The sequence below is a fragment of the Shewanella sp. 433 genome (assembly GCF_059338565.1).
Window position 1 is genome coordinate 774,471 of record NZ_CM181703.1, and the last position, 13,272, is coordinate 787,742.

Below are 13,272 nucleotides of genomic sequence, written 5' to 3' on the forward strand. Positions count from 1 at the left end.
ATACTTAGCGAAAGAATACCGACACTTGATTTAGTGTACTCAAATTTAAAACAGCTTTCTAAATTTCCAATTTTGTCTGGAAACCATAGCATTGTGGTACCACCTGATCCCATCCCGAACTCAGAAGTGAAACGCAATCGCGCCGATGGTAGTGTGGGGTCTCCCCATGTGAGAGTAGGTCATTTCCAGACGCCTAATTTGTTTTCGATATGAAAATGAAATAGTTAAGTGAAAGATGCAATTTTATGTAAGACATCTGATTCACGTAGAGTTTTGTGCTGATATGGCTCAGTCGGTAGAGCGCATCCTTGGTAAGGATGAGGTCCCCAGTTCGATTCTGGGTATCAGCACCATTATTTAGATATTGAGTTTAAATACACAGTATCAACAAAATTTGTCTGGAAACCATAGCATTGTGGTACCACCTGATCCCATCCCGAACTCAGAAGTGAAACGCAATCGCGCCGATGGTAGTGTGGGGTCTCCCCATGTGAGAGTAGGTCATTTCCAGACGCCTAATAAACGATAAATCCTCAGCACTTCGTGTTGGGGATTTTTTCGTTTAACCGTTTTTGAAATGACCACTCGAACATGGGGAAGTAAATAGTCCGAACGTAGTGAGGCTCAAACCCATGTAGAGTAGGGTGAAGCGTCTGCGCTTATCAAGCGCAGCTTGATGCTGGAGCTGAACGCGGAGAGCTAGCTCGAAGCTGACCATGACAGACGCCTATTTTACTCGTAAAGAGTAGTAGAGAAGCCACCTGAATAAGGTGGCTTTTTTGCGTTTGGGGATGTGTAAGATGTTTAACTCTCCGCCTCGAACTAAGCATGAATCACTACCCCTAGGTCGGTCGATAGCAGCTCCTCGGTAATACCAAACTGGAAAACTAACTGGTCATATTTGCCCAGTCCCTAGAACACATTTGTGTCACTCGTTCTGAACTATCGGTAAAGGTATTCCAGGCATCACAAACGCTATCGACAATGTCTTCATAATTTCTAAAAACTCTATTGGCGAGACAATGCTGGCGCATCCAGCTCCATACTTGTTCGATTGAATTTAGCTCTGGTGAATAAGGCGGTAATTTGATGATGCTGACATTTTTGAATTCATCTGCGATACCTTCGGTATGCCAACCGGCTCCATCCATTATCACGACAGCATGTCGATCTATATCAGTGACGTCCGAGATCTGTTTTAAGTGGAGGTGCATCGCTTCCTTGCTCGTCCATGGAACGACTATTGCCTGACCTATGCCCCTATTAGGACATACAGAACCAAATAGGTATGCATATTCGAATTGCTGCTGCCGTACAACCCGTGGTCTGGTACCCGTTCTGGCCCAAATCTTCGTTGTCGTATTTTGTTGGCCAAATCTTGCTTCATCTTGAAACCAAATATCAATGCGATCTAAAGAAAGGTGCCCGGGGATCTTAAGGATCGTTTTAATTTGGAATTTTTTTAAACTCCTCCTGGGCTTCAATTGATTGTTTTGGGTGCTTAGAGCGTGAGGTTATCCACGAAAACCCCATATGATTCAACAAATAATAGATTGAGTCAGGATGATAGCTTTTACCAAACTCAGATAAAATGTAGCTATGAATATGTGCCCCCGTCAATCTACCACCTTGATCGCTATTTGCTCTTTTTTCTATATAGTCAGCGAGTTGGGCTTGTTGTTTCTTGCTAAGAAATGGTGGCCTACCTGTACGTGGCTTCTCTTGCAACCCAGCTAAGCCTTCCTCTAAAAAGACATGTACCCACTTATTAACACTCGTTCTACTCACTTTCAAAAAACGTGCAATTTGTGTTCGGGACTTTCCATCTTGAAAATGAGCAAGTGCAAGTAGCCGCATCTTCATTTGAATAGATGTTTGCTTACGAGCTAGTGAATTAAAGTCGGTATTCTTAAAGTTATCCATAACAACAAATGAAGAGAATATGATAAATACAATTAGATCATATTTTTACTTAGATTGGTATAACAACTGCATGCGTTACGTTACTTCCTATATCCTTATCGTCGTTCAATATCGACACTTCCGCCATCAGTGATGGTCGCCACCTGGCTGAGCTTGATCAGAAACTACATCCATGCGTTTATGACATTGCTCACATCCATGTGAGTCAACGCGAAGAGGTTACTCGTAGCCTGCCATTTCCAGATACCTAATTATTTTCGAAAGAGATTCGAAAAAGCCCTAGCAAATCTCGAATGGAAAGAAGTGGCTAGGGCTTTATTGTTTTTATACTTACCTACATTGCTTAAGACAATTACAGGTGGCTGCTGACTCTATTTCGAACAGAAATATCAGTGTTCTACATCAGATATTTGCTCAAATCTGTTAGCAAAATTTTAGAATACCTTACTAGATAAGGAACTCTGGTTAAGACACTGCCAACACTGTGCAATTAAGGTTTAGTTATGCTGGGTAGGGCGGAAGCTTGAGCAATGAGAAATGATTAAAGGGCTGGAGTCGCCTTATATGCCAGTAAGTACGTCTGTACTGACAAGTGAGTCACGTCCAGTTGGGCGATGCTTGTGAAATCTGCCTAAAGTGAAGTGCTATTAGCGAAGTGTCATTGCTGCATTATTTATAAAGGAATGTTATGGCTTCACTTTATTTTGTACATGTTCGTACAGCACCGATAAGTAACTATATTTAAGCTGCTGCTGTTTTAAATACCTTCGTTAGCCCGTAAAGGTTTAGACCATAGGGGAATTATGTAATTTTGTTGTTCCAAGCGAACCTTATTCGCTGTGATAGTTTCGTCGTGAAGCAGTGATAAGTTTGATTAGTTTATGCGTTAGGTTGTTATTTTGTGGGTAAGTCTGTGCATAACCAGTGTGGTCTATGTGCTTAAGTGAGGTATAAAAACTAATTGCTTTTTTAGTGAAAAAAGCCCTTGCGCCCATCCGAGAACTGCCTATAATGCGCATCCACTGACACGGCACAGCAGGCCAACTACCTAGGTAGTACGGGACTTGCAGCGGTGTTAACGAGTTGAACTCTTCGGAGATTAACTCAGGTGATAAGCGCTTTTAAGGGCTTCGGTTGATGACTTCTGTTCAAGAAAACATCGCTTGGAAAACTTCTTAAAATAAGCACTTGACGCCAACAACGGGAAGTGTAAAATACGCATCCCTAAGCCAACGACCTAGCGTCAACGGCGGCTAAATGAAAGATTGATTCTCTCATGCTAGCAACGCTCTTTAACAAGATGAAACAAGAAATCTGTGTGGACACTCACAGGTGTTGAGTTAATCGAAATTGCCTAACTTTCGGGTTGGCAATCAAAGAATTAAATCAACCTATTCTTTCACTTTCTCTCAGGAGAGGTGATGAGTGTTCATAGCAATATGTACAAAGAATTAATCGCAAGATTAGTTCGAACAGAATTCGTTGAGCCGTTTGACGTAAGTCAAACACCAAAACTTTAATTGAAGAGTTTGATCATGGCTCAGATTGAACGCTGGCGGCAGGCCTAACACATGCAAGTCGAGCGGTAACAGGAAGAAAGCTTGCTTTCTTTGCTGACGAGCGGCGGACGGGTGAGTAATGCCTAGGGAACTGCCCAGTCGAGGGGGATAACAGTTGGAAACGACTGCTAATACCGCATACGCCCTACGGGGGAAAAGAGGGGACCTTCGGGCCTTCTGCGATTGGATGTACCTAGGTGGGATTAGCTAGTTGGTGAGGTAATGGCTCACCAAGGCGACGATCCCTAGCTGTTCTGAGAGGATGATCAGCCACACTGGGACTGAGACACGGCCCAGACTCCTACGGGAGGCAGCAGTGGGGAATATTGCACAATGGGCGCAAGCCTGATGCAGCCATGCCGCGTGTGTGAAGAAGGCCTTCGGGTTGTAAAGCACTTTCAGCGAGGAGGAAAGCTTAAGCGTTAATAGCGTTTAGGTGTGACGTTACTCGCAGAAGAAGGACCGGCTAACTTCGTGCCAGCAGCCGCGGTAATACGAGGGGTCCAAGCGTTAATCGGAATTACTGGGCGTAAAGCGTACGCAGGCGGTTTGTTAAGCGAGATGTGAAAGCCCCGGGCTCAACCTGGGAATTGCATTTCGAACTGGCAGACTAGAGTCTTGTAGAGGGGGGTAGAATTTCAGGTGTAGCGGTGAAATGCGTAGAGATCTGAAGGAATACCGGTGGCGAAGGCGGCCCCCTGGACAAAGACTGACGCTCAGGTACGAAAGCGTGGGGAGCAAACAGGATTAGATACCCTGGTAGTCCACGCCGTAAACGATGTCTACTCGGAATTTGGTGTCTTGAACACTGGGTTCCCAAGCTAACGCATTAAGTAGACCGCCTGGGGAGTACGGCCGCAAGGTTAAAACTCAAATGAATTGACGGGGGCCCGCACAAGCGGTGGAGCATGTGGTTTAATTCGATGCAACGCGAAGAACCTTACCTACTCTTGACATCCAGAGAATTCGCTAGAGATAGCTTAGTGCCTTCGGGAACTCTGAGACAGGTGCTGCATGGCTGTCGTCAGCTCGTGTTGTGAAATGTTGGGTTAAGTCCCGCAACGAGCGCAACCCTTATCCTTATTTGCCAGCACGTAATGGTGGGAACTTTAGGGAGACTGCCGGTGATAAACCGGAGGAAGGTGGGGACGACGTCAAGTCATCATGGCCCTTACGAGTAGGGCTACACACGTGCTACAATGGCAAGTACAGAGGGTTGCAAAGCCGCGAGGTGGAGCTAATCTCACAAAGCTTGTCGTAGTCCGGATTGGAGTCTGCAACTCGACTCCATGAAGTCGGAATCGCTAGTAATCGTGGATCAGAATGCCACGGTGAATACGTTCCCGGGCCTTGTACACACCGCCCGTCACACCATGGGAGTGGGCTGCACCAGAAGTAGATAGCTTAACCTTTCGGGGAGGGCGTTTACCACGGTGTGGTTCATGACTGGGGTGAAGTCGTAACAAGGTAGCCCTAGGGGAACCTGGGGCTGGATCACCTCCTTACCTATACGACTAACTTAATGTTTGTTGAGTGTTCACACAGATAACTTGTTCTTGTTAGAGCAGGTGGCACGTCTTAACGGCGATGCTTGTTCTTTAAAAATTTGGAAAGCTGATAGTGTTAATGTGAAAGGGATAGTGACGTACTTGTACGTGATTATTTGTAGCATTGACGCGAAAATTAAAATTGAGTTCTCAAACACTTAAATCAAGTGCCGAATCATTGTAATGATGATTCATGAGTATTCTTTTGGCGAAAGTAAACACCATTAGTTGCGATACAACATCAAGCTTACCCGCTTGATAAAGTTTGTTTCCTTGTGAAACTCATTTGGGTTGTATGGTTAAGTGACTAAGCGTATACGGTGGATGCCTTGGCAGTCAGAGGCGATGAAGGACGTAGTAACTTGCGAAAAGCGTTGGCGAGCTAGTAACAAGCATTTGAGCTAACGATGTCCGAATGGGGAAACCCACATGCATAAGCATGTATCACAACATGAATACATAGTGTTGTGAGGCGAACCCGGGGAACTGAAACATCTAAGTACCCGGAGGAAAAGAAATCAACCGAGATTCCCCTAGTAGCGGCGAGCGAACGGGGATTAGCCCTTAAGCGTAGAGGGTGTTAGTGGAATGTGTTGGAAAGCACAGCGGCACAGGGTGATAGCCCCGTACATGAAAACTAACTTTACGTGAAAACGAGTAGGACGGGACACGTGACATCTTGTCTGAACATGGGGGGACCATCCTCCAAGGCTAAATACTCCTGACTGACCGATAGTGAACCAGTACCGTGAGGGAAAGGCGAAAAGAACCCCTGTGAGGGGAGTGAAATAGAACCTGAAACCGTATACGTACAAGCAGTGGGAGCGGTTCTTGAGACCGTGACTGCGTACCTTTTGTATAATGGGTCAGCGACTTACATTTTGTAGCGAGGTTAAGCGAATAGCGGAGCCGTAGGGAAACCGAGTGTTAACTGCGCGTTTAGTTGCAAGGTGTAGACCCGAAACCCGGTGATCTAGCCATGGGCAGGTTGAAGGTTGAGTAACATCAACTGGAGGACCGAACACACGTATGTTGAAAAATGCGGTGATGACTTGTGGCTGGGGGTGAAAGGCCAATCAAACCGGGAGATATCTGGTTCTCCTCGAAAGCTATTTAGGTAGCGCCTCGAGCGAATACCATTGGGGGTAGAGCACTGTTAAGGCTAGGGGGTCATCCCGACTTACCAACCCTTTGCAAACTCCGAATACCAATGAGTACTACTCGGGAGACACACGGCGGGTGCTAACGTCCGTCGTGAAAAGGGAAACAACCCAGACCATCAGCTAAGGTCCCAAAGTTATTGCTAAGTGGGAAACGATGTGGGAAGGCTTAGACAGCTAGGATGTTGGCTTAGAAGCAGCCATCATTTAAAGAAAGCGTAATAGCTCACTAGTCGAGTCGGCCTGCGCGGAAGATTTAACGGGGCTAAGCAATACACCGAAGCTATGGGTACTAGCGCTTGCGCTAGTGCGGTAGAGGAGCGTTCTGTAAGCCGTTGAAGGTGAAGGGGTAACCCACGCTGGAGGTATCAGAAGTGCGAATGCTGACATGAGTAACGATAAAGGGGGTGAAAAACCCCCTCGCCGAAAGACCAAGGGTTCCTGTCCAATGTTAATCAGGGCAGGGTGAGTCGACCCCTAAGGCGAGGCCGAAAGGCGTAGTCGATGGGAAACAGGTTAATATTCCTGTACTTCTGTTAACTGCGATGGAGAGACGGAGAAGGCTAGGCTAGCGCGGCGTTGGTTGTCCGCGTTTAAGGCTGTAGGTGGTGCACTTAGGCAAATCCGGGTGCACATACACTGAGAGTTGATGACGAGGTTCTACGGAACTGAAGTAGTTGATGCCATGCTTCCAGGAAAATCTTCTAAGCTTCAGGTTAGCAGGAATCGTACCCCAAACCGACACAGGTGGTTGGGTAGAGAATACCAAGGCGCTTGAGAGAACTCGGCTGAAGGAACTAGGCAAAATGGTACCGTAACTTCGGGAGAAGGTACGCTCCTGTTGGTGATGAGACTTGCTCTCTAAGCTGACGGGAGTCGCAGATACCAGGTGGCTGCAACTGTTTATCAAAAACACAGCACTGTGCAAACTCGCAAGAGGAAGTATACGGTGTGACGCCTGCCCGGTGCCGGAAGGTTAATTGATTGGGTTATCTTCGGAGAAGCTCATGATCGAAGCCCCGGTAAACGGCGGCCGTAACTATAACGGTCCTAAGGTAGCGAAATTCCTTGTCGGGTAAGTTCCGACCTGCACGAATGGCGTAATGATGGCCACGCTGTCTCCAGCCGAGACTCAGTGAAGTTGAAATTGCGGTGAAGATGCCGTATACCCGCGGCTAGACGGAAAGACCCCGTGAACCTTTACTATAGCTTGGCACTGAACATTGACCCTACATGTGTAGGATAGGTGGGAGACTTTGAAGCAGGAACGCCAGTTCTTGTGGAGTCAACCTTGAAATACCACCCTTGTAGTGTTGATGTTCTAACTCTGGCCCCTGAATCGGGGTTGAGGACAGTGCCTGGTGGGTAGTTTGACTGGGGCGGTCTCCTCCCAAAGAGTAACGGAGGAGCACGAAGGTTGGCTAAGTACGGTCGGACATCGTACGGTTAGTGCAATGGCATAAGCCAGCTTAACTGCGAGACATACACGTCGAGCAGGTGCGAAAGCAGGTCATAGTGATCCGGTGGTTCTGAATGGAAGGGCCATCGCTCAACGGATAAAAGGTACTCCGGGGATAACAGGCTGATACCGCCCAAGAGTTCATATCGACGGCGGTGTTTGGCACCTCGATGTCGGCTCATCACATCCTGGGGCTGAAGTCGGTCCCAAGGGTATGGCTGTTCGCCATTTAAAGTGGTACGCGAGCTGGGTTCAGAACGTCGTGAGACAGTTCGGTCCCTATCTGCCGTGGGCGTTGGATGATTGAAGGGAGCTGCTCCTAGTACGAGAGGACCGGAGTGGACGAACCGCTGGTGTTCGGGTTGTCATGCCAATGGCATTGCCCGGTAGCTACGTTCGGAATCGATAACCGCTGAAAGCATCTAAGCGGGAAGCGAGCCCTAAGATGAGTCATCCCTAGGACTTTAAGTCCTCTAAAGGGCCGTAGGAGACTACTACGTTGATAGGCAAGGTGTGTAAGCGTTGTGAGGCGTTGAGCTAACTTGTACTAATGACCCGTGAGGCTTAACCATACAACCCAAAAGGGTTTCTAACTAAGTGAATACTTAGCGAAAGAATACCGACACTTGATTTAGTGTGACTCAAATTTAAAACAGCTTTCTAAATTTCCAAATTTGTCTGGAAACCATAGCATTGTGGTACCACCTGATCCCATCCCGAACTCAGAAGTGAAACGCAATCGCGCCGATGGTAGTGTGGGGTCTCCCCATGTGAGAGTAGGTCATTTCCAGACGCCTAATACGATAAAGCCCGTTGCTAATGCAACGGGCTTTTTTCGTTTTAGCCTGGAGCTAACCACTCGAACATGGGGAAGTAAATAGTCCGAACGTAGTGAGGTGTAACCCATGTGATAGTAGGGCGAATATCGCGTAAGCGATGTGCATATGAGCGCGAAGCTTTAGCGTAGCTGGCCATAACAGACACCACTTTGGTTTTCACTTTGTAGAAAAGTGAAGACAAAACAGTAACGATAAATCCCCAGCATTTTGTGTTGGGGATTTTTTCGTTTAACCGCTATTGAAATGACCACTCGAACATGGGCGTTAAGTAGCGCATGCAAAGCATGCTGCAATTCATGTGATAGGCAGTGAATAGCTGCTGCATTCTCTACATCCACTTAGGGCATAGAAAGTCCAATATCTGTAGATATTGGACTACATGGCACTATAAAGAGAGGAGTTTTTCTATGATAGGGCTGTTAGCGGCGGGGAAGTCATATTCTGTTAATGTATTGAACTCTGCCCATGTGACAGCTTGTCCTTCAAGGCCGCGAGGCTCTCCTGAGAAGGCTTTTACTAGATGAATGTCGAGTAGGACTTGTTTGTCGGGATAATCGTGAGCAATTGTCATTAGAGGCGTTGTATCGCTAACTGTAATGTTAACCTCTTCCTGCAACTCTCTGATTAGTGCTTGTGAGGTGGTTTCGTTATTTTCAACCTTACCACCGGGAAACTCCCATTTTCCGCCCTGATGTAGATGCTCTGGACGTTTAGCCAGCAGTACTTGGTTAGCGGCATTAATGACAACACCTACGGCGACATGTACGCGTTTCATTGGTTAGTTGTCCTTGAAAAAATCTGCTTCATCATACCCGAGTGCATCTAAGGAGTCGGCATCGAATTCTGGTTTAACCGGAATGGCATGTTTCTCTGATGCCCAGTCGCCTAGATCGATTAACTTGCAGCGTTCGCTGCAGAAGGGTTTAAATTTAGATGTGGCAGTCCATTCTACCTCGGTTTTGCAGGTTGGACAGTTTACTACAGTTGGCATAAAGGCTCCCATTGACGCTCGTTGAATATACCAATCGATCCTGTTCAGTCGATTAGCATTAGGCCAATGGTAATCAGTTTAGTGGCAGGTTGCCAACATAAAGTCGATGGTTTGGTCTGAATGTTTTTGTTGCTCAAACCCGACGAAGTGGATGGCGTAACGGTTGCGATTACCGCTAATGGTGGGGTAGCACCCCTGTGCGGCGTCCAGTTTCACTCTAATTAATGATAGGGCTTGGTCGCTACTGCCTTGATAAAATCCTGCGACCGCGGTGGTGGTGGTGTAATGGGTGGTTTTACGGGTTAACTCAAGCAGTAGTTTAATTGGAGTCAGTAAGCAGTCGAAGTGTGCTATCCAGGCTCGATATTCTTGCTGACGGGTTTCGAAGGGTTTTGCTAACCAAAAATGCAGTTGGGGCAGGTCAAAGTTACAACACGCACCCGGCATACCAAATCGTTGCCTCAGTGCGGATAAAAAGCGGTCTTGTTTGAGTGCTTGTCCAGGGCGCTGACAGTGGATTAAACATTTTCTGGCATCTTGTAATCTATCGATATAGTCGGTGAGCTGCTGTTTATCGATATCGCTTTGGGTTTGCCACTGCTGTAAATGTTGCAGTTGTTTATCGATATCTTTGATGATTTCACCGCGATAGTCACAACGCTCGGTGAGTGCACACAAGGAAAACAGTGGGTAAAAACATCGATGTTGATGATCTTGATCTAGATTGCTTTGCAGCTGATTGGCAAGAAATTCGAGTCGCAAATAGCTGCGGGTCTTCTCGTTGAGTGGCTGTTCATAGATCAATTCATTCATGACATTATCAAGTGTGGCCGGCTAGTGTTAGGTATTTATTATGTAATACAGCTACCTTGCCTTTTAATGCTGATATCGTTCCATGATTGTCGATGACATCATCAGCTTTTGACAGTTTTTCGGCTCTACTGGCCTGACTGTTTATTATATTTTGCACTTGCTCTGCACTCACTGCATCGCGCTCGACGGTTCGCTTGGTTTGTAGTTCCGGCGAAATATCAACCACTAAAGTGCAATTGACTAAGCTATCTAAACCGTTCTCAAATAGCAAGGGCACAACTAAAATAGCGTAGGGTGAATTGGCTTTTTTTAATTGGGCTAGCATTTCTGCTCTAATTCGCGGGTGTAACAGTGCGTTAAGCCATTCACGTTCGGCAGCGTTACTAAAAATACGTTGTCTTAATGCTGCTCGGTTAAGTTCGCCATTATCGAGTAAGATGGTTTCGCCAAAATGTTCGACAATTTTAGTTAATCCTTCACTGCCTTTGGCGACCACGTCTCGGCTGACAATATCGGCATCAACCAAGGTGACACCTAGCTCGGCAAACAGGTTAGCCACGGTCGTCTTGCCACTGCCTATTCCACCTGTTAATCCGACAACAAAATTAGCCATGGCTGTAAACCCTCAACGAAGTGTAAAAGACAAAGGTACGTGATTAAAGGGTGGCCAAGTAGGCGCTGACTATTTGTTCGCCCCACAGCATGGCAATCCAACCTGCAATGGCAATATAAGGGCCAAATGGAATGGGATTACCCGAGTTAATTTTTTTATTGACGATCATCGCTATGCCCACTAAAGCACCGACTACCGATGATAACAATATGATCAAGGGCAGCATCTGCCAACCTAACCAGGCACCAAAAACGGCTAGCAGCTTAAAATCGCCGTAGCCCATGCCTTCCTTGCCTGTGAGTAATTTAAAGCCCCAAAAGACGCTCCATAGGCTCATATAACCCGCCGCGGCGCCAATAAGGGCGTCGGTGCTTGTGGCAAAGGTACCGTTGAGGTTAATGAGTAAACCTAACCAGAGTAGCGGTAAGGTGATTTGATCGGGCAGTAGCATTTCGTCGAGATCGATAAAGGTCAATGCCAACAGGGCGAAGGTAAGCAATGTTGCCAAGGCAAATTGCCAAGTGGGACCAAAGTGCAGGGCTAAATACGCCACGGCAAGGCCGGTTATCGCTTCAATTATCGGGTAGCGGGCCGAAATTGGCATGCTGCAGCTGGCGCAGCGACCTTTAAGCATTAACCAACCTACTATGGGAAGATTATGCCAAGGTTTGATGGCGGCATTGCACTTAGGGCAAGATGAGCCAGGGACAATCAAATTGTATTTGGCCGGAAAGGCATCGATAGGTGCATCGAGTTTCTCGGCGATGGGGGCAATTAAGGGCTGATGGTATTCCTTGAGGTAGTGGTTGCATTCCTGCTGCCACTCGCGTTTCATCATCACCGGTAAACGGTGGATCACCACATTGAGAAAGCTGCCAATATTGGCGGCAAACACAAAACTGAGGGCGGCAAACAGCCAAGGGTGCTGCGCCATTAAATCGATAAATTGAGTCATTATTATACTTATCTGCTTGCTATTTCTGCTTGCTATTAAATGGTTACGACCAATGGCATCTATGATGCTCAGTCGCCAGCCTATGATTTAGTCAATGATATCAGCCAACCACGTTACCCATTTCGAAGATGGGCAAATACATGCCGACAATCAAGCCACCCACCACGGTACCTATCACCACCATCATGACGGGTTCGATAAGGCTAGATAGACCATCGACGGCATCATCTACCTGCATCTCGTAAATATTGGCCACCTTATTGAGCATCTCATCGAGGCCGCCAGACTCTTCACCAATCATCACCATCTGGGTCAGCATATCGGGAAACAGCCCGGTGGTGCGCATGGCAACGTTCATCTGCATGCCCGACATCACCTCTTGGCGCACATTCAGCAGGGCCTTGCGATACACATAGTTGCCCGATGCGCCGGCGGCCGATTCTAAACCGTCGATCAATGGCACCCCAGCGGCGAAGGTGGTAGCTAAGGTTCTGGCAAAACGCGCCATGGCACCTTTATGCAAAATGTCGCCGATAGCTGGAATTTTTAATACTGCCTCGTCGACGCGATTACGAAAGGTTTCTGAAGTTAAGTGGGCGCGTTTAAATGCCCATACACCAACAATGATGGCGATAACAAAGATATACCATGAGCCTTGCAACCAGCGGGATATCCCGACAATCATCTGAGTAAAGGCGGGCAGTTCGGCGCCAAAACCTGCAAAAATACTTTCAAATTGTGGCACCACAAACAGTAGCAGTAAGGCGGTCACCAAAATCGCCACTATCACTACGGCGGCGGGGTAAAACATCGCCTTCTTAATTTTAGACTTGAGCGCCTCGGCTTTTTCGCGGTAAGTGGCGATTCTGTCAAATACCGCATCGAGAGAGCCTGAGTGCTCGCCCGCGGCCACTAGGTCGACATACAGGTCGTCGAAATACTTGCGGTGGGGTCTGAGTGAGTCCGACAGCGGGATACCCGATTGTACATCGCCGACTATGGTAGCGAGCAGTTCACGCATCTTAGGTTTTTCATGGCCGCGGCCGAGCATCTCCAAGGTGGTCACAATGGGCACGCCAGCGGCCAACATGGTGGCGATCTGGCGGGTCATCATGGCGATATCCATGGCGGTGATCTTAGGGTCGCGCTTAAATAGCGATTCGGCTTTTTTCTTAACGACTTTGGGGTTGACCCCTTGGGACTTTAGCTGGGCTTTAATTTCGGCAGCCGAGGTGCCGCGCAGCTCGCCACCGGTTTTTTTGCCATCGCGATTGGTGCCTTGCCACTCGAAGGTGACGACCTTGGGCTGCGCCTTAGCCGTTTTGCTCTTTTTGCTTTTTGATGAAGTTTTTGCTTTGGCAAGTGATGGGCTGGCCATGGGTTATCCTTGTTAGATTAAGTTTCTAGGCGCTA

The 13,272-nt window shown here is 47.4% G+C and carries 7 protein-coding genes, 1 tRNA gene and 5 rRNA genes; 6 read left to right on the forward strand and 7 right to left on the reverse strand.

The annotated features are described in order from the left end of the window. Positions 1-75: 75 nt before the first annotated feature. The 3 genes from rrf (AC5YB1_RS03575) to rrf (AC5YB1_RS03585) all read left to right on the forward strand — a co-directional run bounded on the left by rrf (AC5YB1_RS03575) (position 76) and on the right by rrf (AC5YB1_RS03585) (position 513). Positions 76-191, forward strand: a 5S ribosomal RNA gene (gene rrf, locus AC5YB1_RS03575). Positions 192-277: 86 nt separating this feature from the next. Next, positions 278-353, forward strand: a tRNA-Thr gene (locus tag AC5YB1_RS03580). A 44-nt stretch (positions 354-397) separates the two neighbouring features. Further along, positions 398-513 (forward strand): 5S ribosomal RNA (rrf, locus tag AC5YB1_RS03585). Positions 514-887: 374 nt separating this feature from the next. Here the strand turns inward: rrf (AC5YB1_RS03585) and AC5YB1_RS03590 are convergent. After that, positions 888-1,923, reverse strand: a protein-coding gene (locus AC5YB1_RS03590; RefSeq protein WP_494518896.1) for an IS630 family transposase whose coding sequence is annotated in 2 segments (ribosomal slippage) — positions 888-1,463 and positions 1,465-1,923 — 1,035 coding nt in all. Because the reading frame shifts where the segments join, the coding sequence is not laid out codon by codon here. 1,517 nt (positions 1,924-3,440) lie between these two features. On the opposite strand from AC5YB1_RS03590, the gene AC5YB1_RS03595 reads away from it, so the two are divergent. From AC5YB1_RS03595 to rrf (AC5YB1_RS03605), 3 genes are all read left to right on the forward strand, one after another. Next, positions 3,441-4,987: ribosomal RNA gene (locus AC5YB1_RS03595) — 16S ribosomal RNA — on the forward strand. A gap of 339 nt (positions 4,988-5,326) precedes the next feature. Continuing rightward, a 23S ribosomal RNA gene (locus AC5YB1_RS03600) occupies positions 5,327-8,220 on the forward strand. Positions 8,221-8,325: 105 nt separating this feature from the next. Further along, positions 8,326-8,441, forward strand: a 5S ribosomal RNA gene (gene rrf / locus AC5YB1_RS03605). Together the 16S, 23S and 5S rRNA genes form the textbook arrangement of a ribosomal RNA operon. A gap of 431 nt (positions 8,442-8,872) precedes the next feature. Here rrf (AC5YB1_RS03605) and mutT read toward each other — a convergent pair. From mutT to AC5YB1_RS03635, 6 genes are all read right to left on the reverse strand, one after another. Continuing rightward, the gene (mutT, locus tag AC5YB1_RS03610; RefSeq protein WP_494520751.1) at positions 8,873-9,262 is read right to left on the reverse strand and encodes an 8-oxo-dGTP diphosphatase MutT; all 390 of its coding nucleotides are present in this window, start codon (positions 9,260-9,262) and stop codon (positions 8,873-8,875) included. A 3-nt stretch (positions 9,263-9,265) separates the two neighbouring features. Then, positions 9,266-9,478, reverse strand: a complete 213-nt coding sequence (gene yacG / locus AC5YB1_RS03615) for a DNA gyrase inhibitor YacG (protein WP_494520752.1) — start codon at positions 9,476-9,478, stop codon at positions 9,266-9,268. A gap of 78 nt (positions 9,479-9,556) precedes the next feature. Further along, positions 9,557-10,291 carry a cell division protein ZapD gene (zapD, locus tag AC5YB1_RS03620; RefSeq protein ID WP_494520753.1) on the reverse strand — a complete coding sequence of 245 codons (735 nt, stop codon included), beginning with the start codon at positions 10,289-10,291 and terminating at the stop codon, positions 9,557-9,559. A gap of 7 nt (positions 10,292-10,298) precedes the next feature. Next, a complete protein-coding gene (gene coaE, locus AC5YB1_RS03625; protein WP_494520754.1) occupies positions 10,299-10,904 on the reverse strand; it encodes a dephospho-CoA kinase in 606 nt (201 codons plus the stop codon). Positions 10,905-10,947: 43 nt separating this feature from the next. Further along, positions 10,948-11,859: a prepilin peptidase gene (locus AC5YB1_RS03630; RefSeq protein WP_494520755.1), complete on the reverse strand. Its 912-nt coding sequence runs from the start codon at positions 11,857-11,859 to the stop codon at positions 10,948-10,950. Between the two features lie 100 nt (positions 11,860-11,959). After that, positions 11,960-13,237 (reverse strand): type II secretion system F family protein, encoded by a 1,278-nt coding sequence (locus AC5YB1_RS03635; RefSeq protein ID WP_494520756.1) that lies wholly within the window; start codon positions 13,235-13,237, stop codon positions 11,960-11,962. Between the last annotated feature and the right edge of the window lie 35 nt (positions 13,238-13,272).